The following is a 23,263-nucleotide window of genomic DNA, read 5'->3' as shown; positions in this document are numbered from 1 at the left end:
GGAAGTAATGATTTAAATGTCACATTTCCAGCAAAAATTATCAATACTTAAATAATCCATAAGTATCGTTAAGGTTGGGAGTAAATTGAATAACATAAAGAAAATGTACGGATAAAGGTATTAAATGGAGCTATTACAGCAGCAGATCCTGACTTTAAGCCAAAAGCTGGATGACCTGTGCCAAGTAATTGAGCAGCTTGATAGTAAAGTCACTCAAACTTTCTCAGAGTGTTCTTTAGCGAATACACAAGCAAAGGATAATTGCCAACAAAATGGCGCAGATGGAGGCTACCAGTTTAAAGGACGTAACAATTTAAATCCAGAAATGGAACACAAGGATGTGTTGACAGATGGCATTTATCTAGACATGCATCGTCAAGCTGGAGATAACATAACACCAGAAATTCAAATACAAAGACTGACAGCGCAATTAACAGCAGCGTACAATCGCATTGCTGCTTTAGAAGAACAATTACTTAGAGAGAGAATTCATTAAATTTAACCTGAAGTTCAACGAATAAAAAAATAGATTGAGGTAGGTAAGACAAGCCTTTAGGTTCAATATCGAGTGATGGTTTTATGCGGATATACTTAAATACAAGTAAGTAATCCAGCCATCAAATTGATAAAAAAGTTAAACACACTATTACATATCTTTACGTAATAGTGTGATATATCTACCCATAGGTTTTTAGTTAATACCTCACTATGAAACAAAAAAACAACCCTAAGACTGGTGTCGTTAGGGTATTGTTTAGTTTCAAAACCAAAATTTTCTAATTAATCTGTATTTTTATCATTAGTGTTTTTGACATTTTGTTCTCAAATTGGTTGATGACAAGCCAGACAGCTTTCGCTAAGATTGACCTTTTGCAACCTGCTCTTACTCAACCGCTATTGTAAATAAGGGACTCAATCCCAATTGATGAAACGGCAGAAATTTACGGAGATTTCAAGTCGGAAAATCTTAAAAGATTTGCAGCCAAAGAAAAGAGTAAACGCAAAACAAAAAAGATTGTCATAAAGCTGTTGAAATATATAAATATCAAAATGAAATAATTAAATTACAGAGGGTACAAATTTTATTAAAAAGCTTATGTGAGACATAGCTTGTTTCAGAACTCATATTTTTCTGAGTTTACCAATCCCACGCTTTTATCTAGCACTATCTTTATGTTTTAGTTCCAGAAAATCTTTAGTTACTCTAACTATAGAATCTCCATTTATATAATTTGAAGTATAATTGGGCGTTAATGGTATATTATCACCCGATTCTAGTATTAAAATAACCCGAAAAAAGTATTCGCCTATACTAGTATTAATCCGTTCAAGCTTAACATCAGTAACTTTGTTCAAAGAATATTGAAAAACTGTTTTTCCTAACGTTCCAAACCACCTGTAACGACTAAGCTTTACAGTATTTGTTTCCTTGTCAAGGTTACAAGTGATAAATAAACCTAGTGACGCTACTAGCAACGCTAATATTCCACAGAATACAGTAATCATGACAGAAATGTAACCAGTAAAAGTCTCATCAAATATAACCTCTAAATTCTTCTCTATAGGGTTTTTCAAAAAATTATTAATTCTTAATACTATTGATTGCAATTCTTCAAGGTTCAATTTTGGGTATCCTGCGCGTGAAAAAGGAAAACTATCTCTATCATTTAATAGTAAAATGTTATATTTATAATACTTAGCCTGACCATCAGTATCAATCTGAGTTTCCAATTTAGCCTCTAGTAACTCAGAAACTAGCGTTTGACTCTGTTCTCGACCTAACCAATTATTTTTTGTTAACTTACACATCACTGTTAGAGTATTTTGTCCCGCACTCAAATCAATATTTGAAGTAGATATATTGTTTGGATAACGATTGCAGACAAGTTGTGTAATAGGTGTAAATATAATAGACGCAAATAAAAATAGAACAAACAATTGACTAAAAAATATTCCCATACCTAAAAATACTTTTGGTCGAATAATAAAAATAAGTTTAGTTGATGTTTGCTCTGAGACTTTTAGAGGATTAGCTAGAGTAAAATAACATCCAGCACCTAAGTTAATTGCCAACAGGATGGCAACTAATAAAACAGTCATTTTATTTGTAGCTCCAGAACCGTTTTAGCAGATAAAAATATTACGCGTTTACCAATTAGATAATAAACCAAGAAAGGGAAAACTCCAATTCATAGTTTATTCTAATTCGTCTGTCATGCTGGGCAAGATTTTTAAACGCACAGAGAAGTAGCATCGGAGGAAACCTCCGTTTATAACTTTGGTGGGCGCAGAGTCTTGCCGAATTTAATTCGCTAAGAATTAATGAGATGCTGTACTTAGCCGTTCAAGTTGGGCTTCAATGGCTGCCAAAAGTTGGTGTTGCTGCCAATCTTGGCTAAGATGGGCGGCTATGCAAGCGGCTCCAGCGCCCATACCTTCTTTTACAAAGCCCTGCTCATAAGCTCTGAGTTGGGGATAACGAGAATCAGCAAAGCTCAGATGAGTTGCTAATAGAGGAGGGGTTTTTCCACTCGGAGTTAAGCTGCTTTTTCCTAAGTTGAGGGCTAAGTCAACTGTAGCGCCAGTAGGATCTTCCGCCACCCAGCGGGTTGTGCCGACAACTACTGCTTCTGGTTGCCATGATAAAGCGTAAGCTTGAGCGATCGCACTCATCAACGCATAAACCGCCAGCATTTGCGTCCCTCCAGCGAGCATTACACCACAACTACGGCTAGCAGCGATCGCCATCCCGGCTACCACCACTTGCATCGGATCGCCCACGGCGGCTACGAGTTGTAGGGGATCTACAGAATTTTGGATTTGAGATACTTCTCTACGAGAGGCTGCGCCAACGACTTCGCTCAGTACAAGTTTTGGATTTTGGATTTGAGATTGGAAGTTTATCTCCCCCTGCTCCCCCTGCCTCCCCTGCTCCCTGCACCCCCTCATCTTCTCCAGTCCAGCTTGCACTAGTGCCCACTTTTGCGCGTGGTTACAAACAGGGTGGCTACTGTTAACCTTTCCGGCAGCATCTATACCTAAACCAGTTAAGATTGCCAGGGCAGTTGTAGTACCTCCGACGACGCACTCACCAACAATCAGATACCCCTGTTGGATATTGGCAGCTAGGCGTTCTCCCCAGAGTAGCCCTTGTTCAAACAAGTGGTGTACTGTTGTAATTTCCATTGCAGCACCTCCACTTAAACACTTAGCAGGAGCGCCACCCAAATCAATTACTGGCACAGCAGGGGGCTGAGGTAAACCCGCATTAAATAAATGAACTGGTATCTTTAGTGACTCAAATACAGCGCGAGAAATCAGCACAGGTGAAGCCCCAGCGGCCAATGGTGGTAGGGAATATTGGGCTTTATGTTCTGGGCCATAATACAAAAACTCAGCATCGGCACAAGCTGTATATTTCCGATCCTCTGGAGTGCGACCAGCCGCTGAAATCCCTGGAATTAAACCAGTTTCAGTAAATCCTAAAACACAAGCAAATACGGGTAGACAACCACGATACCTTCGCAGCCATTGTTCACCCTGTTCTTTTTGCGTATAAATACTAATTTGGGAATTGGGCATGGAACATTGGTTATTAGTTAGGACTCATCATTTAACCAATGACAAATGACAAATGACAAATAATTATCCTTCATAATCCATGAGAACTTGTACCCAGTGTGGTGGGCGGGGGATCGGGTTGCCCAGACGGTCAAAAAGCAACCATGCTGCCAGATGTACCACAAAAAGGTAGATAAAGTTGTTGAGTATAATTAAAGCGATCGCTCCCACTTGAATCAAAAATACACTGGGACTCGCCAACAAACTCAAGTTAAAAAATACCCACTCAATGAACTCAGTCACCTGGGTAATCACATAAATCCATAGGTCTTCACCCGACAAAACAGACAGCAGCCACAGCCGAAAAAAAACTCCCAAAGTACCCAGCAGCGTACCCAAGGTAATAGAAACAATCCAGGGAAGACGACGACGACACCACGTAGCGCCCAAAAGAACGCCCATGAACCCGTAGGGCATGACAAACAGCAAACTGCGGGCTGGCCCCATCAATACCGTCAGCAGTAACCCACAGGTGAGTGCTGCCATCCATGCCGCACGTTTACCCCAACGCAGATAGACTAGAGCGATCGGCACTGGAAAAAATATCCGCAAAACTGGGCCTAAAGGGAAGTAAAAATTAATAAACCAAATTAAGCTAGCGGTACTGGCTAAAAATGCTGTTTCCACCATCCTCAAAGGCGCATCTGCCTTGATTTGAGGAGGCATTAACTGCTGTTCTTTATCTAGCCAATGGTTCTGAGGAGTTGGAGATTCAGGGGATGGATCTTCCTCCGGTTCATCTGGGAGAGAATCTAAAATACTCATATCTGACAAGTTTTTAAACGATCATTCTTTCTAAGGCTGACAAATCGGGAATACAAATAGTGTCTTGATCCCGTTTAATCAAGCCTTTTTTTTCTAGCCTTGTCAATACTCGTGTCACCGTTTCCCGCGCCAATCCGCTCAAACTACTCAATTCCCGATGAGGTAAATTAGGGATTTCGGTTCCAGTTTGCCCTTTTTTTCCCTGTCCTTCTGCCAAAAACAACAACGTATCTGCTACCCTTGACTGGCTATCAGATTCCCGCAACCGCAATCGGCGATTTACTTGCCGCAAACGTCGTGCCATTAGTTGCGCCAATCGAACTCCCGCCAAGGGTTCTATTTGAAGTAATTTGACAAAATCCTGAGCAGGCATACTACCAATTACCGTCGGGGCTAAGGTAATCACATCCGTGGATCGAGGTGCTTCATCTAGCGCCGCCATTTCACCAAACAATTCACCTTTGCCAATAATATTCAGCGTTACCTCTTTTCCTTCCAGATTGTAGGTGCGAATTTTTACCCATCCGTCCATAATAAAATACACAGAACCACCCCAGTCATTTTCCAGTAAAATCACCTGATTGGCTGGGTGAGTGCGGGTAACGAGATGGGTAAGGGCTGATTCCACAGCAGTTTCTGGCAACCCTTGAAAAAAGGGAGCGGAGGCGATCATCCAGGAATTAGCCTGTGCTTGCAAGCTATATCGATCTTCCATTACGACATTTTTAATTCAAGCTGCTATGTACACACAAAAAACAGGAGCGCCATTTGTAGCCTAAGCTATCATTGCACAGCTCCCTTTCAAAGAAAAAACTAAACTATGCTACACAAGAAAGCGACAAGAAGTTTTTCTAAATAATCTTTACCTATAAGTTTAAACGGGGTAAAAGTTTTGCAAAAAGTAGTTTATAGCCTGCGGTTGTATTGCTTAGGGGCTAGCTGTACTGCAAACTTGATTAGTTATGAATATAGGCAAACAACATTAATGATACTAAAGGGAGTAAATTATTGCTCAGGTATTTTAGCGATTTTAAAAAATAGGCGACCAATGACCTGCAAAATTAAGCTTTTCGAGCAAAGGCTGTCTGAAGAGGACAAGGAGACAAGGGGACGGGGGAACAAAGAGAAACTTTTTTCCTTGTTTTCTTGGATGATTGAAGATTGCCACGATTCCCAGTAATCCATAACATAATGACAGTCACAAGTCCAAGCAGCGGCTCTTGCCACTCAAAATTTCCTCTATGGTGACACTGCGCGTAGCAAGATCCCCATAGCCCGGACTTCTCACGCATAGTGTAGGCAAAGGGGGAAGAGGAGTGTGGGGAGTGTGGGGAGTGTGGGGGGTAAGACTTCTTCCCCATCCTCCCACACCTCCCACACCCCTTGGATTTCTCACTTGTGAGAAATCCAGGCATAGGGGTACGGTGATTGTAAAGTAATTGTTCACATGAGTTGACATAGATTTATATATAAGGTAGAAAAGTGACTTTTAGTACAGATGAAATTCAAAAGCTGATCGCAGACATTGACAACTTACTTGCCAGCGGTGGCAAGCGCCTGTCTAGATTTCTGTCTGGTCAGGCGCAAGAGCCTAAAGAAGTTTTAGAGCGAATTCGCAACTTCTTGGTGAGGTTACAAGAAAAAGAAGCATTAGAGAGCGGCATCCCAAATCAGTCTTCTGAAGAGCCGCCTTCGCTTTTGTTAACAAAATTTATCGATCGTGGTTATAACCAGTATCCACTACCGCCGCTCGAACCCAGTCAGGAACAGAGTACTGTTGGCGCAGGGCAATTAAATAATGAATTTTCGAGATTGATTCAGCCGTTGCGATCGGAATTAGAATTGCTTTTGCAAGAGCGAGCCACTCTCATACAAGAAATTCGCCAACTAGAGCAAAAGCGATTGCAAAACTACTCCTTAGCGCAGCAGTTGACAAACCAGGAACAAATGATTACCGAGTTTTTACAGGTACTCATGAGTCGCCTTGTGCCAACTTTAACACCACTGCTCGGACAAACAAGGGAAAATTCCGCCAGTTCTTCAGGAGGAATTAATTACGCAACCTCTGCAACTCAATCTTTATTAGAATCCTCTAACGATGTGGAGCGCTTAACCCAGCTAGCTAGGGAGTTAGATCAACGCCTATTGTCACTAGATGGAACGGTGAATGTAGTCTTTGAAGCACTACAGCGTAACATTAATACTTATTATGAATCCCTGTCCCAAGCACTGGTAAGAATGCATAGCAAGGGGATGCAAGGCGAACAGCTGATGGCTAGCTTTGTCAACAATTTGACCCAGCATTTGCAACAAGAATCCCCTAGTTCGCAGTCATCTTTCCTGGGAGGAGAATCTGAGACACTACCATCATTGACTGAACCAGCCGAGATTGCTGCTGGAGTTGCACCCCAATCCTTGGAGCTTATACAGCCAGAAACTTCATCTCCACTCACAATTAATTCTGAGCAACAGGAGACTACCCTCACAGAGGATCTAGATGCAGTGCTATTGCAGCTTGGCGTAGACTCATCTGAATATTCTCAAACCCCGACCGAATTACCGGAAGATATTTCTGCGGCAATTGGTGATGAAGTAGACCAACTTTACGCCAGTTTGTTTGATGCTGGTGATGTTAATAATCTCAGCCTCGATGTTTCCACAAATGAATTATCTGCTTCCACAGCCTCTCCATCTCCGTTGAACATTGCACAGACTCCACCTGTCTCTCCCATTGTGGACTCTGCGGTTGTAACACCAGATACGGGTCTTTCAATCCAAGAGACTTTAGGCGAAACCACAAATTCATCAGAGCCACAGGAAGAACTATTTTTTGAAGAAGATACTGACCTAGATTCACCTCTTAGCTTCTCTACTCCACAAATAGACAGTTTGCCACAAATCGGCACTCAGCCAGCTAGCGTTGATACAATCAATACCCTAACTGACTTATTACCTAATGCCGATAGTGAACTGCAATTGCTGGAAGTCTCATCTTCTGTGGATAATTCCACAACTACAGCAACTGACCTATTGCCTAATGACGATAGTGAACTGCAACTATTGGAAGTCTTATCTTTTGTGGATGATGCCACAACCACAGCACCAGTGACTCCAGAAGTAGCAGAAATTGCGTTGGTAGATACTGTTCCCGAAGCGTCTGTCTACGACACGCTGCCCGATCGCAGCGAAGATATCACCACATCGGAAGTATTAATTAACAGCGATCGCTCCGAACTGTCTTCAGATAACTACATTGCTGCTTCACCCCAAGAAAATTTACTTTCTATTGAGTCAAACCAGTCTCCAGCCGTACCAGATATTTCTTTAGATGAAGAACAGTTGCAGCAATTAGATCGGGATTTGGCTAATTTCGATCGGCAGCTAAATTCTGAGTCGCAGCTAGATAACAACTTGGGTGTTTTCTCGGAACTACTTGATAGCATTCAAGACACAATCCCCACAATTCCCCTTGAAAATCCCCAAATAGTAGAGGATACATCAACTGCTGCTTTCTCCAGTTTGGCAGTTCCCCAGGTAGAAACTGAAAAAAAAAAGGAAGTCACAATCCCCGTTCCAGAAAGTTCTTTACCTCCAATTGCTCACTCCATAAATAATCCAGAAGTTTCGCCCAATATTCTAAAATCAGTCTGGTATTTAGGAATTGATTTAGGTACAACAGGAATTTCCGCCGCATTGTTAAATCGCTCGACTTTTGTTGTACATCCTATCTACTGGTCAGCAGAAAATCCACCGGGAACAAGTTCCTTTCAGCAATCGTTTCGTTTACCAACAGAGGTTTATCTACCTACAGCTTCTGTACCCCACGGTGAAAACGAAACTATCGAAGCGCATGAGCAGACAGCACCTGCGGCTGTTGCCCAAGATAAAGTGCCCGATCGCTCGGCTACTACTCCTACAACACCAAAATCGACAGCAGATCCGACGAAAAATAATCTCTACTCGGCGCAGTTGAAGCCTTACTTGCAAGTAGCCATTCCATATAAGAGTGAACGACAGAAATGGGAACCTGTTTTGCAATTAAATGAATTTTCGGCAGGGCCTTTGATTTGGGTTGTGCGATCGCTCTCTAAGTTACTATTAACCCTCAAATCCGAAAAAACAAGTACCACCCCTAGTTTAGTGGCTGCCGCTGTTGGGATCGGCGAACAAGATTTTCCCCAGATTATTAATAATATTGCTGGTGTAATTTGTACCTGTCCATCTAGCTGGTCGGAACAATACCGCTTTAACGTGCGGGAAGCTTTACTCACTAGCAAACTTATTCAACATCCGCAGCAAGTATTTTTTGTTGAAGAAGCGATCGCTAGTCTACTCCCAGAACTCGATGCTGTTAATGGTGAGCAAGTAAAACTAAGCGATGCTCAAGGTACTCATCCAGCAAAAACTAGCGAACATCCCATTGTTGGCAACACCCTTGTGATTAACATTGGGACAACTGCCACAGAAATGTTGCTGGTGAATCTACCAGAAAGCTTGCAGCAATTGACATACAATGATTTCATGCTCCACAGTTTTGCTTATGCTGGCAAGGGTATTGAACAAGATATAATTTGCCAGCTGCTATTGCCACCGAAATCTCGGCAATCACGCCTAGAAACACCAAGCGATAGCAAAACTTCCACGAGTAATCCTTGGCAATGGCAACCGTCAATTCCTGGTTTAGACCAAATGCGTTGGCAGACTTTAGGGTTGGAAGAATTAGAACTACCTAGAGTCGGAGAACCAGATATCACCGCTCGAATTCGTCTCCAGCAGCGTCTAGAAAGTTCTCTACTGGGACAGGCGGTATTAGATGCGGCATTAGCCCTAAAGCTGATTTTGCAACACCAAGACTCTTTTACCCTGGAATTAGCCGATCAGCGGTGGGTTTTGCAGCGACGAGACTTAGAAAGCCAGGTATTTATCCCTTTTGTGCGCCGCCTGAACCGAGAACTTAACAAGTTATTGGTAGCTCGTGGTATTCCTACAGAAGCCATTAATCAAGCTATCCTGACTGGTGGAGTGGCTTGTGTTGGGACAGTGAACCGCTGGTTACGGCAAAAACTTCCCAGCACTAAGATTATTCAAGATTTATATCTCGGCGAAAACGGCGCTCCTAATTGCAGTCGGGTTGCTTATGGTTTGGCGATGCTGCCTCTGCATCCCCAGATTTTAGATATACCCAGGCAACAATACACTGATTATTTCTTGTTTACAGAATTGTTGCGATTGCTACCAGACCGTCCGTTATCTTTCGGTGAAGTTATCCAGTTATTTGAGGGTCGTGGAATCAATACTCGCATTTGTCAGCAACGGCTGCTGGCTTTTTTGGAAGGTGAACTGCCTTCCGGTTTAATACCTTCAGCCACAGAATCAACCTGGCTTACCCAGAGTTCGCAAGAAAATCCTGACTATCAGGCGATCGCCACAGCACCACTTTTTGAAAAACAAGGAAGTCTCACTTATCGTCCCAATTCTCAACAATTGTTATCTTTGCGTCGCTATCTAGATGCAATCAAGGCTAGTAATCAGCAATCACTGGAGGAACCATATACGGTGAATTTCGCTTTAGAGGTCGATCGTTGAGACTAGTAGATCGCGCTAGAAATAAGAATACTACTCAAAATTCCAAATGCTTACATTATGAGCATTTGGAATTTTGCAAAGTACTATTAGTACTAATACTTCAGGACAGTAATTTTTCGGTGTGTACGATAGTAGTATATTTTTTAATAGATGGATAAAATCCCGTAGATTTACAATCTATCACTTGATATTGAAAGATTCTGTAAATTTTTGGTTTTTGGTTTTTATATAGGCTAAAATTTGTGTATATTAACACTCGGTAGTAACGACAAGAGTAGTAAAAATCGCCCAACAATCATGTCTATGTCTACACTACTAATGTAAAAATTCCTGTTATAAAACTAAGTTAGCCCTTGTGAATAATCTTTCTCTTTATTCAGTTAATTGTTTGCAACAGCCTTCACACCCGTCAACTTTAAGCGTGAGAAAACGATTAATTGACATTGTTGGAGCCATTGTCGGGCTGATTGTTACATTTATGATAGCAATTCCCGTAGCAATTGCTACTTTTATTCATGAGCCAAGTCCAATATTTTATTCCCAAATTCGCTGTGGTTTAAACGGCAAAACTTTCCGCATCTGGAAATTCCGCTCCATGATAGTCGATGCTGATAAACTCAAGCATTTGGTTGAGAACCAAGCCAAAGGTCACATTTTTAAATCTGTTGACGATCCTCGCATTACTCCTGTTGGTAAATTTTTGAGGCGTACTAGCTTGGATGAATTCCCTCAATTTTGGAATGTTTTATTAGGGGACATGAGTCTAGTTGGTACTCGTCCACCTACTCCTGATGAAGTCAGTAATTACGATCCACACCACTGGGATAGATTGCGAGTCAAACCAGGCATTACCGGAGAATGGCAAGCTAATGGGCGTTCCAGCATTACAGACTTTGAAACCATTGTGAAAATGGATATGGATTATCAACGCAAGTGGTCTGTAACTTATGACCTGAGTCTGATTATCAAAACTATCTGGGTGGTATTTAAAAAGACTGGTGCTTATTGAATTTGTCATTAGTCATTAGTCATTAGTTTTTCTCCATGTCCCCGCGTCTGTTTCATCTCCCTTATCGCCCTTACTGCTTCAACCCTTAACGCCGCTACCAGTTTCTGTGGGTACAATGTAACGTTGTAAAAACAAAAATAGTAATAATACTGGGGCGATCGCAATCACTGAGCCAGCAGCTACCAACCGCCAGTCAAGAGAAAATGTACCTGCTAGCTTGGCGACTCCCAAAGGAAGAGTGTATAAATTTTCGTCTTGGATGACAATTAAAGGCCACAAAAAGTCACTCCAAGCACCAATGAATACGAAAATAGCTAAAGTTACCAATGCAGGGCGAACTGCTGGTAACATAATATGCCACCACAAACCTAACTCCGAGCTGCCATCCATCCGGGCGGCTTCTTCTATTTCTTTCGGGACACTCATGAAAGCTTGGCGCAACAGAAAAATGCCAAAGGCAGAAGCTAAACTTGGAAAAATCATCCCTAAATAAGTATTTCTCAAACCCATCTGGACTGTCAAAATATAGAGGGGAATCATCACGATTTGGAAGGGAATCATAATCGTAGAGACGATCGCCACAAAAATCCAGTCTCGCCCGACAAACGACAATCTGGCTAACGGATAGGCAGCCAAGGCGCAAAACAGCAGATTTAAGCCCACAGTCAGTACTGATACCAAGGTACTGTTATACAGGTATTGTCCAAAAGGTAGAGAGTTCCACACACTAGAGAAGTTATTTAGTGTCGGTTGACTGGGTAGCAACTGTGGCGGCGACTGAAAAATATTTTCCGTTGGCGATTTCAAGGATGTGCTAATTAGCCATAGTAAAGGAAAGAGCATCAACAGTGCGATCGCTCCCAACAGCGCATACATTAGCAGAATCTGCGATCGTGATTTTTTCCAGTTCAGCATTTTATTAATATAGGAAATTATCTTTTTTGAAAATTAAATAATGATCTGCTCAAATTCAAAAGTATTAACTGTTAAAATTTCCGCAGTGTGACATACTGAATTGAGTCAGACATAGCTTTATTTGAGAATTTGATTAACTTTATACTAACCTATCATCAAAAATCTGTTTAAAGCAATTAACCTAATTCTGTTATTGAATTTATTCACATATCAATATAATTAAGTCTCTTCACTTTCTGAACTCCCTAATCCTTCCAGAAAATCACAGAACTCGTTGTTTATTTTTGCATCACGTTCTTTTACATCACTCCATGTTTGACTATTGTGAATGATATCTTGTGCTTCAAGAAGACAAATACCCAAAGCCTTCTTTAAAATTCCAATTGATTCGGCTTTTGAATAATTACTCAATCTTAAAAACTTAATAACAGATTCTTTGTCGGCGGATTCAGTCAACATTCTGTTCAACTTTTCAGTTAACTCATTATCTTTATTCATAGTTTGTACCCAATTTATAAAAGGCATTATGTTGCACAAATTAAATATTTATCATATTCTTAAGCCATTATTCTCATAAAAACCATCTATAGCAGTCTTAAAATCACGTGAGCTCGATGAACCTCTCCCTCCCAGCCTCCCTCTCCGAAACGGAAAGGGAGGAGAAACGAAAAATTAAGCTTTTTGCTCCCCTCTCCGCATCGGAGAGGGGCTGGGGGAGAGGTCAAATAAGACTTGTCGAACTCACGTTAAAATCATTCCTTAAAAACAAGATTCCTGACTTATTTAAAAAGTCGGGAATCTTGGTATTTCAATTCTCACTAATCAGATTTAATTCGTATCAAGTCACAGTTTGTACGCACAGCTTTCAACGGTTTCTCTTGCAGTTTGAAGCCAATTCATAGTAGTTAATCTTCAACCGCTACATAAGGTTGTGGTTCCCGCGATCGTTGGGCAATTTGTTCTCGCCGGTACTTTGCAAGTTCGCTGTAAAGCCTCTTGCGAGAGAGATTCACACTTCCAACAGGCTCATGCTCTAGGAGGGTATGCCAAGGAGAAAACAATATACCCTCATCTAAACGTTTGCGTTCTTCAAAGTCAAACTTCTGACTGGGAATGCGAACAGTTGCAACTTTAATAAACGGTGAATCTGCTTCTTGCCATTCCTGAACGTGGTCTTCAATCGGTGTTTTGTCATCGTCTACATAAAACTGAATTAAAAAGTCAAAAGACGCTTCTTGACCTTCTTCAGTCAAATATTTTACCAGCGTTTCTCGAAGGTAATTTTCTGATTCTGGAAGTGTTTCTGGTGGTTGTTCAGGCTGTTGAGATTTGACAGATAATTTGACAAGACGACTACCAAATTTAAACGGAGCCATGCTCCAATATTGAATCAAAAGCGGATTTCCTACCTTTTTGCTGCCAATTTTTTGCAAGATAGCAAAGGCATAACCAAGTTCTTCCAGCCGTTCTGGGGTAAGTTGTCCACTACCTGCTTTGGAGAGATCGGCGTAATCACGAACATCTTTAGCCAAGAAAGTAGGATAATTGTTGAGTATAAAATCTTGGGTTTTTTCTTCATCATCCAGAACTTTTTGCCCGTCCACATTCATCACCTTAATGGCAATACCGCGAACATCAGGCTGGCTATCGGAGTTGAATTTACCACGCTTTTGAGGCGAACCACCGCTAGAGAACCGAATCCACGCAGGATAGGTTTGGGGCGTTTTGAATAAACCTACTCTCAGGTCTTCAGGAAGATTGGGTTCAATAATAAACTCTCCCCAAAGCAGTCCATGACTTTTGCTATGAATTTGACGGAGGTCTGGGCCGTTTTTTTGTTGAGCTTGGAGGCTCGTTGCGATAATATCGTCGATTATTGCTTCTTGCTCAGTGGTAGATGACGTTGGGTTAGTCATAAAACATTTTATGAGATGTCTTCATTATCCTGAACGCTTCAACCTTTTCGAGTCAATCCGGTTTCCGTACAAATATGTTGTAATGGTTTATCCCAAGGTTCAATCGGTATTTGGGACAAATAGGCAAAATCAAAGACAATTCCGATAGTCGGCTTTGTCTGCCACTGCGGTAAACTGAGCAAGCGATCGTAATATCCGCCGCCATAACCCAAACGATATCCTTGATAGTCGCAAGCTACACTGGGTACAAGAATCAAATCTACTTCCGCAGCATCTAAGATTGGAGCGTCGGGGTGTGGTTCAGTAATGCCATAGAGGCCGCTTTGGATAGAATCGTTAGGTGTCCAAATATGCCAAGACAGGGATTTATAAACGCAGCGAGAAAATCCCCAACGGTATTTGGTGTTGGCAAATAGGGGACTAAGGTCAGGTTCTTGGCGAAAGCTGAAAAAAGCGAGTATTGTTTTTGCTTGGGTGAATAAAGTAGAGTTTTGTAAATGAAAGCATAAGCGATCGCTTTTTTCTCTCCATTTTCCAACAGACATTGATTGACGTGTTTTGAGTAGAGTGCGGCGCAGTTCTACTTTATTTAGTTGATAATTAACTTTGTCCATAAAAATAGTCAAAAAAATAAGCTGGGCATCACCCAGCTTGTATCACTCTACATTCACCAGAACATTGTTATGCAGCGTGTTGACGATACCACTCAATGGTATTCTTTAGCCCTTCTTCAAAGCTTACCTGAGCCGTGAAATTAAAGGCTTGCTTGGCCCGTTCAGTATCTAAACAGCGGCGGGGTTGACCATTAGGCTTATCAGTTTGCCACACAATTTCCCCCTTAAACTCCATCAATTCGCAGATTAGAGTTACTAAATCAAGAATGGAGATTTCATAACCGGTTCCCAAGTTAACTGGTTCCGATTCGTTATAGAATTGAGTCCCCATCACAATCCCCCGTGCTGCATCTTCTGAATAGAGAAACTCACGGGTAGGACTGCCATCACCCCAAACTGCAAGTTGCTTTTCTGCATTAATTTGGGCTTCGTGAACTTTGCGAACTAATGCTGGAATGACGTGGGAACTTCCGGGGTCAAAGTTATCTTCTGGGCCATATAAATTTACTGGCAGTAGGTAAATCCCATTAAAACCGTACTGCTGACGGTAAGATTGCAATTGAACTAAAAGTGCTTTTTTGGCAATTCCGTAAGGGGCATTAGTTTCCTCTGGGTAGCCATTCCAAAGATCGTCTTCTTTGAATGGCACTGGAGTGAATTTGGGATAGGCGCAGATTGTGCCAACACAAACAAATTTTTCTACTCCAGCTTGGTAAGCAGCATGAATTAGCTGGGTTCCCATGATCAAGTTATCGTAGAATAGCTCTGCGGGTTTTTCGCGGTTCAAACCGATGCCACCGACATGAGCTGCTAGATGTATGATTATGTCTTGCTGGTCAACTGCAAGTTGGCTATTTTCCCAAACACGCAAATCTTGATCGCGCGATCGCGGTATTGTAATTTTCTCGCGATCGGCTCCTGCTTTACACAGTTGATCTATCACCTGACGGCCTAGAAACCCCGATCCACCAGTGACTAGAATGCGTTTATTTTTTAGTTCTAAGGCGGTCATATTTTATCCTCTGTGATGCCGAATCAGAAGTGCAAAGCGCCCAGTGTTTGACGAATAGTCGCAATGTCATTTGGAAATTGCGAACCTTTTCCATTGGGTGAAGTATGACCCAATGCTTGTAAGTCTGCTTCTACCATTAGGGAAACTAGTTCTTCAAAGGTTACTGATGGTGTCCAGCCCAAGTTCTGCCGTGCTTTGGTAGAATCGCCAATCAACAACTCTACCTCAGATGGACGCAAGTAACGCTCATCAAACTCTACATAATCTTGCCAATTAAGATTCACATAACTAAATGCCAGTTCTAAAAACTCTCGTACCGAGTGGGTTTCACCAGTAGAAATTACGTAATCGTCTGGCTGGTCTTTCTGCAACATCAACCACATTGCTTTGACGTAATCCTTTGCATAGCCCCAATCTCGCTTGGCATCTAGATTACCCATGTAAATCTTTTTCTGCTTACCAGCAACAATACCAGCCACGGCTCTAGTAATTTTGCGGGTTACAAAGGTTTCACCCCGCCGTGGTGACTCGTGGTTAAAAAGTATACCGTTACAAGCAAATAAATTATAAGATTCACGATAATTTATAGTTTGCCAGTGAGCGTAAACTTTCGCACAGGCATAGGGACTGCGCGGATAAAAGGGCGTTGTCTCAGTTTGAGGTATTGCTTGTACTAAACCGTACATTTCTGAAGAACCCGCCTGGTAAAATCGCACCTGAATTCCGGTACGATGCTGGTAGTCTCGAATTGCTTCCAACAGACGCAATGTCCCCATTCCTACTGCATCTACTGTGTATTCTGGTGAATCAAAGCTGACTCTGACGTGGGATTGAGCGCCGAGGTTGTAAATTTCTACTGGCTTTACTTCTTCTAAAATACGCCGTAACGTTGTACCATCCGTCAAGTCGCCGTAGTGAAGAAACAACCGTACTCCCTCTTTGTGGGGGTCTTCGTAAATGTGGTCGATACGGTCTGTGTTGAAGGTAGAAGTCCGGCGAATGATGCCATGAACTTCATAACCTTGTTCCAACAAAAACTCACTTAGATATGAACCATCTTGTCCAGTAATACCAGTAATCAACGCTCGCTTCTGTTGCGTCATACTCAATTATCCCTTATTGTCTTTGATTAAAAATTTACAGCCAATCTGATACAACCTAGCAATTAATTGCTGAATTGCCTAATGGGAAACCTACGAGTTCTTGTGGTTATGATACTTTTTCCGTAAATAAATATACTTAACAAAAAGTAATCTAGCACGTAAGTCCAATATTAGATAGCTCAAGATTACTTAATTATGTATATTTTCTTCTACCAGATAGGTCGAGATTATTTTTATGTAAACCTCGTCTACCTTGAGAACCGTAGTTTTATAGGTTGGGTGCAGCGATCGCGTAACCCAACATAAAATTTGGTGGTAATGTTGGGTTGCGTTTCACTCCACCCAACCTACATAAATATATATTTTAAAAAACTCTAGGTTTCAACATAGATGAGGTTTATGTTGTTTTTTGTCAAAACTTCATATATCTCTAGTTTTATGAAGACTTAATAAAATAGCCATTTTAAAGTTAGACTTCTGGCAAAAGTGCCAAAGATCCACACTTACAGAAGTCTGAATATAAGTAGAAAAGCACAAATTATAGAAACAAAAATGAGCAATCCTTTAGTTTGAGGGGAGAATTGTACTTAGGGGCATTAACTGCCCCACAGAATCCACCCTAAGTAGTTACTCAGTATGCGCCGTTATTTTTGGGTAGAATTACCACATCAACAGTTTTCAAGATGATCCATAAATCAAGCCAGAAATTCCTAAATTTGACATAATGCAGGTCTATTTGGACTCTCCGAGGATAGGGAATGTCATTACGCCCAGATACCTGCCACAAACCAGTAATTCCTGGACGGATTGTTAAAATCTCGTCAATGTGACAACCGTATTTTGGCAGTTCTTGTGCTACCAAAGGTCGGGGGCCAACTACACTCATGTCCCCTTTTAAAACGTTCCAGAACTGGGGAAATTCGTCTAAGCTAGTAATTCGCAAAAATCGACCAATTTTGGTAATCCGGGGGTCTTGTTTCAGCTTAAAACTGCTCTCAAATTCTTGCCGCAATTCGGGCGATGTTTCCATCATTTGCATGAGGATTTCGTCCGCATTGCTTACCATTGTTCGGAATTTAATACAACTAAACGCTTTGTAATTTTTCCCTACCCGTTCCTGGACATAAAAAATTGGCCCTTCTGAGCTAAAGGCAATCAGCAAGGTCAAAATTAAGTAGACGGGGAAGAACAAAATTAATACCGACAGCGAAAACACTATATCGAACAGTCGTTTGACTAACTCTCCGTTTAAACCCTGAAAAGATAAACCTTTGGGCTTAACTTTTGGCGTCTTTGTTTTTTGACCGCGTTTTAAGAAACGCGTAGACGCTCTAGTGTCTTGCCTTACGCCTCGCTTGCCGGAGAGGAGTGAGCTCTGGGCAGTCATCATACTCCTTAATAATCCACACCACACATAGTCCCAATATTAAAGCCAAAATGATGTGCTTCTGGGGGAAATTGCCAAAAGCCTAAAAAAATAAGACGTTAATCAACACCATCATTCCGAAAACGGTGTTTTTCGTTGCACTTGTTTACAAAATTTAGATAACGATCTGCAAAGATTTGCGGTGAAAACTGCGCGGCGTGCGATCGCATATACTCAGAATTGAACGAACCTTCATACATTTCAAACTTTTCTACTGCCTCCACTAAAGCCGCCTCTGTTTGCGTCTTGAAAAATATACCTGTCCCTGTATCCGCATCAGAGCGGATATCTCGCACTGTTTCTAAAGCACCCCCTGCACCGTAGGCAATTACTGGTGTGCCGCAAGCCTGTGCTTCCACTAGGGCAATCCCAAAATCTTCACAAGCTGCATACACAAACGCCTTAGCCTTAGACATATATTTTTTTACCACATTATCGGGTTGCCATCCCAGTATTTGGATGTTGGAGTTTGCCATCTCGCGAATCTTGTTCATTTCATCTCCTGTACCAATGACTACTAATGGTCGTTTTAGTTGATTAAAAGCCTTGACAATCAACGATATTTGCTTGTAACTCACTAACCGGGAAACTGTCAGGTAAAAGTCCTCTTTCTCAGACAGAAACGGAAATTCCGCAATATTAACTGGTGGGTAAATGACTGTTGCTTCTCGGCGATAGCAACGCCAAATCCGCCGAGCTGTATGCTGCGAGTTGGCAATGAAGTAATCAACGCGATTGGCACTCAATACATCCCACTGGCGCAAACGATGTAATAAATATCGAGTCACCCATCCAGGTAAACCACTACCCAGTTTGCTGTGGCGCAGATAATCAAAGGTCAAGTCCCAGGCATAGCGCATAGGGCTGTGACAGTAGCAAATATGCATCTGTTCGGGAGTGGTAAGGATTCCTTTGGCAACAGCATGGGATGAAGACAGAATGACATCATAATGCCGCAAATCAAGTTGTTCAATTGCCAAGGGCCACAAGGGCAAGTATTTTTGTATACCGTTGCGGGCATAGGGAAAGTTCTGGAGAAACGTCTTGCCAATTTGACGCTTATATAAATAACTTTCTCTATTGCTGGATTCAAAATCTATGAGGGCATACAAATCAGCATCAATGTGATTCAAAATTTCTCGTACAACGAGTTCTGAACCACCGGTGGCTTTGGGGGTTAGCCACTCATGAACCAGAGCATATTTCAAGGGCACAGCTAACTTGAATAAGTGGAAAATACAAAGGCTAACTTGATGACGTTAACTGAAAAGTTTCCCCTTGTGATTAATTAATGGGAAGCGCCCCAGATTAGCACATAAGACGGAATCTTTCCCTGAGAGGTTCCAGATGGATACGGCAACCTGATAATCTCAGATTGGGATTGGGGATTGGGGATTGGGGATTAGGGATTGGGGATTGGGCATTGGGCATGAGGTATGTATGTATGAGGCATTGGGTATGGATTATTCTCCTTGTCTCCCTAGTCCCCAATCTCTTGATGAAAACTGATATAGAAAGGGTGAATTTATGCGAATTCTGATTATGGGTGGTACTCGGTTCATTGGTGTCTATTTGACTCAACTACTTGTAGAACAAGGACACGAGGTGGTGCTGTTCAATCGTGGGAATCGGCCAGCACCTTCTTTAGAGGGAGTAGGACAAATTATAGGCGATCGCACAGATGCTACTCAATTAAAGGCAAAGTTATCACAAGAAAACTTTGATGTCATTTTTGACAATAACGGGCGCGAACTTACTGATACTCAACCACTAGCAGAAATTTTTCAAGACCGAGTGCAACATTTTGTGTATATGAGTTCTGCAGGAGTGTATCTAAAATCCGATCAATTACCCCACATAGAAGGCGATGCTGTAGATCCCAAAAGTCGCCATAAGGGTAAACATGAAACAGAAGCTTATCTGACTCAATTGGGATTGCCCTTTACTTCTGTTCGTCCTACTTATATCTACGGGCCCCATAATTATAATGAGTTGGAAGGCTGGTTTTTTGACAGAATTGTGCGCGATCGCCCCATTCCTATCCCTGGAAATGGCTTGCATATCACCCAACTGGGTCATGTAAAGGACTTGGCACAAGCAATGACTCAGGTTTTGGGTAATGAACAAGCTGTAGGGCAGATTTATAATATCTCAGGCGATCGCTTTGTCACTTTTGATGGTTTAGCCCGTGCTAGTGCTGTAGCGGCTGGCAAATCACCCGATGCTGTTAAAATTGTCCACTACGACCCGAAAAAGTTTGATTTCGGTAAGCGTAAAGCTTTTCCAATGCGGGTGCAGCATTTCTTTGCTTCGGTGAATAAAGCGCAAACAGAATTAAACTGGCATCCTGAATATGATTTGATTTCTGGATTGCAAGACTCTCTAGAAAATGACTATTTGGCTAATGCAAAAGACAAAGCTGATGTTGATTTCTCTGTAGATGAGGAAATTTTACAAGCTTTGTAAGTAAAGATGTTTAAACAGTAGCCAGGGCGAATAGAATTGCCTGCGGCACACTGCGTGAACGCGGCTACACAGGCAAAGTCCGCCGAGGCGGACTAAGAGGATGTTTTAAAAGTGGTTGGCTGTAATTTTAGGCACTTGTTGATCCCCCCTAACCCCCCTTAAAAAGGCTACCGTGTATACACAAGTTGAATTACCCCCCTTAATCCCCCCTTGTAAAGGGGGGAAACCGGAAAATCTTGTTCCCTCCCCTTTGCAAGGGGAGGGTTAGGGTGGGGTAAAACTGACGCATAAACCAGGTGAGTAAACTACTTCAGACTTGTGTATACACCGTAGCTTAAAAAGGGGGGAACCAGAATCAAAGTCCCCCTTTTTAAGGGGGATTTAGGGGGATCTAAAACGTTTTTATACGGATCAGAGGACTTTTAAAACATCCTCTAAGGTCAAATTAAGGTTTTGAAACCCACGGAGGCGGTCACTGAGCTTGTCGTTCGCGCAGCGTCTCGTAGAGAAGTGTGGGTTTTGTTTCGTGTAGACGCGGTTTCTAACCGCCCGTTTCGCTTAAGTTGACTGATGTTTTTCGCATTTTCATAACTCATCAGGGTTAACGCCTAACTCGCGCAGTTGTGCTGCTAATCTGTTAGCCCGTTGACTTTCTCGTTCTAGTTTTTCTAGCGGCGTGGGAAGCCAATTCCCGGATGCATCATACCAACGTAGCCACAATCGCTCAATTCCTTGGTAAGAACCTTGCCAAAGTCCTAAACCTAGTTCCAAACCCGGCATCCACACCCGTGGGGTACTCAAGTCCAATTCGCTGTAACTATCTGCAACTAATTGGAATACTTGGAGTTTGTCAGTGTAGCGGTCAAACACAATGTAGTAAGGAACTCGCAAAATCCGTTCATAAACTTCCCATTTGGTCGGTGGTTGGTTAATCTCCCGCAGAGTTTGTCCTAAGTCTTCTTTTTCAGTGCCAGGAGAAAGCAATTCTACCACTACAAAAGGAGCAACCCCTTCTTGCCAGATAACATAACTGAGACGCAAGTTTTGTTGTTCGTAGAGACGCGAAACTCCCACAGCAGCAAACCAGTCTGGGCGTTTGTACCACAGTGTATGCCGCAGGTCATAGTAAAGGTTTAAGTCACTGGCAACAAATACTTCCTCTGCTGGATAGTTAGGTGGACAGAAGGTTTCGCGCAGAAGTTGGGGTTGAAAAAGGTGAAATTCGTCAGGCAAACCAGAGTCCTCTGGGTATTCACTGGGAAGATCATACATGGTTGGTAGGACTTCTTTGGGAGAGAGAGGCGGGTCTGTTTGGTACATAACGGGAATCTTGACCGACTAATTTTAAGTTAACGGATCGCAGTAAAGGTTGAGTCAAAATCAAAAATATTTTCTTCTACCTGGGGAAGACGCGATAAATGGCGTTTTTAGTCTTTACTGAAACAGGAATGAAAATTTTCTCTATTAGTCAGGCAAACCTTCTTTAGAATTGCCTGAACGGCTACTGAAACTATAGGAATCCGGTTTGATTTATGAAAAAAATTAAGTATTTGTAGGGTGCGTTATGACTTTAGTCTAACGCACCAAAGCCTTGAAAATGGTGCGTTACGCTTCGCGATAACACACCCTACGTGTTGTTCAAAAATCAAATAGTAATCCTATAGTTTCTGTAAATACTATTGTTGGTTGATAAAATGAGCCAGGTTTTACAATATCCACTCCAGAATGTATTAGAAGCCCGTGCCCGCTTAGGTGAAGGCCCCATCTGGGATTCTACCCAAAACCTACTGTACTGGATCGATATTCACAACCATCGGGTACATCAGTTCAACCCTGCTACGGGGAAAGACTTGTTTTTTGATGTAGGAGATGTGGTGGGTGCGATCGCAACAGCAGGTAAAGATAGATTAATTATGGCACTGCGTCATCAACTGGCATTCCTCAACACCCAGACAGGTGAAGTTATTCCTATTTTGGAAATTGAAGGAAATCTGTCAGATAACCGTCTGAATGATGGTAAATGTGACTCTCAAGGACGTTTTTGGATCGGCTCAATGTGTTCTTTAGAAAAACCTCATGCTAGCCTCTATCGCTACGATCGTGACGGTTCATTGTATGTGATTGAAACGGGTTTGACTATCTCTAATGGTCTGGGGTGGAGTCCCGATGAAAAAACGTTTTACTTGAGTGATTCTCCTCAGAAAAAAATATATGCTTACGACTTTGATTCAGTAACAGGTAACATTAATAATCGCCGGATTTTTGTTGATTTAACTCATGAATCTTTCTACCCAGATGGGTTGACGATAGATAGTCAAGGAAATATTTGGTCAGCTATGTGGGATGGGTGGTGTGTGATTCGTTTCAACTCTAAGGGTGAAGAGATATTGCGGATCAATTTACCTGTCCAATTGCCAACCAGTTGCACTTTTGGTGGCGAAGATTTGCAAACACTTTATATCACTACAGCTTCAGTTGGACTCAGCCAAGGGGAGATAGGAAAAAGTTTCTACTCAGGTGATTTATTTGCTCTCAAAACTGATGTTACTGGCTTACCTAGCTATGATTTTGAGAAATAAAGTAGTCCCTGTGTCAAGGTGAGGCGCTAAATTGCCTCCCATATTTGTTCAACTCGACTCTTTATTTGTTTGCGAATTCTAAAAATTCCGAGTTTTAAACTTTTGATCTTGAAGTTCCGAGTTCAAAGGTGCAACTTCCGAGTTCAGAGGCTCAACTTCCGAGTTCAAAGGTGCAACTTCCGAGTTCAAAGGTGCAACTTCCGAGTTCAAAGGTGCAACTTCCGAGTTCAAAGGTGCAACTTCCGAGTTCA

Annotated in this window: 19 protein-coding genes; 5 read left to right on the top strand and 14 right to left on the bottom strand. The window is 42.0% G+C overall.

Translation table 11 applies throughout. The features are described from left to right. The first annotated feature begins 124 nt into the window (after positions 1-124). Positions 125-496 (top strand): hypothetical protein, encoded by a 372-nt coding sequence (locus tag V7K61_RS06060; protein ID WP_335051854.1) that lies wholly within the window; start codon positions 125-127, stop codon positions 494-496. Positions 497-1,155: 659 nt separating this feature from the next. Here V7K61_RS06060 and V7K61_RS06055 read toward each other — a convergent pair. The 5 genes from V7K61_RS06055 to V7K61_RS06035 form a co-directional block, all read right to left on the bottom strand. After that, the gene (locus tag V7K61_RS06055; protein WP_335051852.1) at positions 1,156-2,100 is read right to left on the bottom strand and encodes a hypothetical protein; all 945 of its coding nucleotides are present in this window, start codon (positions 2,098-2,100) and stop codon (positions 1,156-1,158) included. A 219-nt stretch (positions 2,101-2,319) separates the two neighbouring features. Beyond that, positions 2,320-3,582 carry a nicotinate-nucleotide--dimethylbenzimidazole phosphoribosyltransferase gene (locus V7K61_RS06050; protein ID WP_335051850.1) on the bottom strand — a complete coding sequence of 421 codons (1,263 nt, stop codon included), beginning with the start codon at positions 3,580-3,582 and terminating at the stop codon, positions 2,320-2,322. A 63-nt stretch (positions 3,583-3,645) separates the two neighbouring features. Next, positions 3,646-4,386 carry a DUF2232 domain-containing protein gene (locus V7K61_RS06045; RefSeq protein ID WP_335051848.1) on the bottom strand — a complete coding sequence of 247 codons (741 nt, stop codon included), beginning with the start codon at positions 4,384-4,386 and terminating at the stop codon, positions 3,646-3,648. Between the two features lie 13 nt (positions 4,387-4,399). Next, positions 4,400-5,101 (bottom strand): Crp/Fnr family transcriptional regulator, encoded by a 702-nt coding sequence (locus tag V7K61_RS06040; protein ID WP_094349203.1) that lies wholly within the window; start codon positions 5,099-5,101, stop codon positions 4,400-4,402. Between the two features lie 483 nt (positions 5,102-5,584). Beyond that, positions 5,585-5,782: a hypothetical protein gene (locus V7K61_RS06035; protein ID WP_335051846.1), complete on the bottom strand. Its 198-nt coding sequence runs from the start codon at positions 5,780-5,782 to the stop codon at positions 5,585-5,587. An 86-nt stretch (positions 5,783-5,868) separates the two neighbouring features. Between V7K61_RS06035 and V7K61_RS06030 the strand changes: the two genes are divergently transcribed. Together V7K61_RS06030 and V7K61_RS06025 are read left to right on the top strand one after the other, a co-directional pair. Next, positions 5,869-9,972 (top strand): hypothetical protein, encoded by a 4,104-nt coding sequence (locus V7K61_RS06030; RefSeq protein WP_335051844.1) that lies wholly within the window; start codon positions 5,869-5,871, stop codon positions 9,970-9,972. A gap of 355 nt (positions 9,973-10,327) precedes the next feature. Continuing rightward, a complete protein-coding gene (locus V7K61_RS06025; RefSeq protein WP_335051842.1) occupies positions 10,328-10,981 on the top strand; it encodes a sugar transferase in 654 nt (217 codons plus the stop codon). A 78-nt stretch (positions 10,982-11,059) separates the two neighbouring features. Here V7K61_RS06025 and V7K61_RS06020 read toward each other — a convergent pair whose 3' ends face one another. The 8 genes from V7K61_RS06020 to V7K61_RS05985 form a co-directional block, all read right to left on the bottom strand. Continuing rightward, positions 11,060-11,896, bottom strand: coding sequence for a carbohydrate ABC transporter permease (locus tag V7K61_RS06020; protein ID WP_334901009.1), 837 nt, complete (start codon positions 11,894-11,896; stop codon positions 11,060-11,062). Positions 11,897-12,115: 219 nt separating this feature from the next. Next, complete coding sequence (locus V7K61_RS06015; RefSeq protein WP_335051839.1) at positions 12,116-12,394, bottom strand: hypothetical protein; 279 nt, start codon at positions 12,392-12,394, stop codon at positions 12,116-12,118. A 407-nt stretch (positions 12,395-12,801) separates the two neighbouring features. Further along, the gene (locus tag V7K61_RS06010; protein ID WP_335051837.1) at positions 12,802-13,812 is read right to left on the bottom strand and encodes a catalase family protein; all 1,011 of its coding nucleotides are present in this window, start codon (positions 13,810-13,812) and stop codon (positions 12,802-12,804) included. A 38-nt stretch (positions 13,813-13,850) separates the two neighbouring features. Further along, a complete protein-coding gene (locus V7K61_RS06005; protein WP_335051835.1) occupies positions 13,851-14,426 on the bottom strand; it encodes a 5-formyltetrahydrofolate cyclo-ligase in 576 nt (191 codons plus the stop codon). Positions 14,427-14,493: 67 nt separating this feature from the next. Further along, positions 14,494-15,438 carry a GDP-L-fucose synthase family protein gene (locus tag V7K61_RS06000; protein WP_335051833.1) on the bottom strand — a complete coding sequence of 315 codons (945 nt, stop codon included), beginning with the start codon at positions 15,436-15,438 and terminating at the stop codon, positions 14,494-14,496. Between the two features lie 23 nt (positions 15,439-15,461). Beyond that, positions 15,462-16,541, bottom strand: a complete 1,080-nt coding sequence (gene gmd / locus V7K61_RS05995; RefSeq protein WP_335051831.1) for a GDP-mannose 4,6-dehydratase — start codon at positions 16,539-16,541, stop codon at positions 15,462-15,464. 631 nt (positions 16,542-17,172) lie between these two features. Then, a complete protein-coding gene (locus V7K61_RS05990; protein ID WP_335051939.1) occupies positions 17,173-17,928 on the bottom strand; it encodes a sugar transferase in 756 nt (251 codons plus the stop codon). A 98-nt stretch (positions 17,929-18,026) separates the two neighbouring features. Next, positions 18,027-19,181 carry a glycosyltransferase gene (locus V7K61_RS05985; RefSeq protein ID WP_335051829.1) on the bottom strand — a complete coding sequence of 385 codons (1,155 nt, stop codon included), beginning with the start codon at positions 19,179-19,181 and terminating at the stop codon, positions 18,027-18,029. A gap of 313 nt (positions 19,182-19,494) precedes the next feature. Between V7K61_RS05985 and V7K61_RS05980 the strand changes: the two genes are divergently transcribed. After that, complete coding sequence (locus V7K61_RS05980) at positions 19,495-20,433, top strand: NAD-dependent epimerase/dehydratase family protein (protein WP_335051827.1); 939 nt, start codon at positions 19,495-19,497, stop codon at positions 20,431-20,433. 585 nt (positions 20,434-21,018) lie between these two features. On the opposite strand, the gene V7K61_RS05975 is transcribed toward V7K61_RS05980, so the two are convergent. After that, positions 21,019-21,753, bottom strand: coding sequence for a Uma2 family endonuclease (locus V7K61_RS05975; RefSeq protein ID WP_334879442.1), 735 nt, complete (start codon positions 21,751-21,753; stop codon positions 21,019-21,021). Positions 21,754-22,127: 374 nt separating this feature from the next. Between V7K61_RS05975 and V7K61_RS05970 the strand changes: the two genes are divergently transcribed. Next, on the top strand, positions 22,128-23,012 hold the full coding sequence (locus tag V7K61_RS05970) for an SMP-30/gluconolactonase/LRE family protein (RefSeq protein ID WP_335051825.1): 885 nt from the start codon (positions 22,128-22,130) through the stop codon (positions 23,010-23,012). The last annotated feature ends 251 nt before the right edge of the window (positions 23,013-23,263 follow it).

Origin of the sequence: Nostoc sp. (genome assembly GCF_036918015.1) — a bacterium.
Taxonomy (GTDB): domain Bacteria; phylum Cyanobacteriota; class Cyanobacteriia; order Cyanobacteriales; family Nostocaceae; genus Nostoc.
This window is presented reverse-complemented; position numbering and strand designations above follow the sequence as displayed.

Coding starts and splice junctions, on each gene's coding strand:
- V7K61_RS06060 (WP_335051854.1), top strand. CDS start 125: ATGGAGCTATTACAGCAGCAGATCCTGACTTTAAGCCAAAAGCTGGAT.
- V7K61_RS06055 (WP_335051852.1), bottom strand. CDS start 2,100: ATGACTGTTTTATTAGTTGCCATCCTGTTGGCAATTAACTTAGGTGCT.
- V7K61_RS06050 (WP_335051850.1), bottom strand. CDS start 3,582: ATGCCCAATTCCCAAATTAGTATTTATACGCAAAAAGAACAGGGTGAA.
- V7K61_RS06045 (WP_335051848.1), bottom strand. CDS start 4,386: ATGAGTATTTTAGATTCTCTCCCAGATGAACCGGAGGAAGATCCATCC.
- V7K61_RS06040 (WP_094349203.1), bottom strand. CDS start 5,101: ATGGAAGATCGATATAGCTTGCAAGCACAGGCTAATTCCTGGATGATC.
- V7K61_RS06020 (WP_334901009.1), bottom strand. CDS start 11,896: ATGCTGAACTGGAAAAAATCACGATCGCAGATTCTGCTAATGTATGCG.
- V7K61_RS06015 (WP_335051839.1), bottom strand. CDS start 12,394: ATGAATAAAGATAATGAGTTAACTGAAAAGTTGAACAGAATGTTGACT.
- V7K61_RS06010 (WP_335051837.1), bottom strand. CDS start 13,812: ATGACTAACCCAACGTCATCTACCACTGAGCAAGAAGCAATAATCGAC.
- V7K61_RS06005 (WP_335051835.1), bottom strand. CDS start 14,426: ATGGACAAAGTTAATTATCAACTAAATAAAGTAGAACTGCGCCGCACT.
- V7K61_RS06000 (WP_335051833.1), bottom strand. CDS start 15,438: ATGACCGCCTTAGAACTAAAAAATAAACGCATTCTAGTCACTGGTGGA.
- gmd (WP_335051831.1), bottom strand. CDS start 16,541: ATGACGCAACAGAAGCGAGCGTTGATTACTGGTATTACTGGACAAGAT.
- V7K61_RS05990 (WP_335051939.1), bottom strand. CDS start 17,928: ATGACTGCCCAGAGCTCACTCCTCTCCGGCAAGCGAGGCGTAAGGCAA.
- V7K61_RS05980 (WP_335051827.1), top strand. CDS start 19,495: ATGCGAATTCTGATTATGGGTGGTACTCGGTTCATTGGTGTCTATTTG.
- V7K61_RS05975 (WP_334879442.1), bottom strand. CDS start 21,753: ATGTACCAAACAGACCCGCCTCTCTCTCCCAAAGAAGTCCTACCAACC.
- V7K61_RS05970 (WP_335051825.1), top strand. CDS start 22,128: ATGAGCCAGGTTTTACAATATCCACTCCAGAATGTATTAGAAGCCCGT.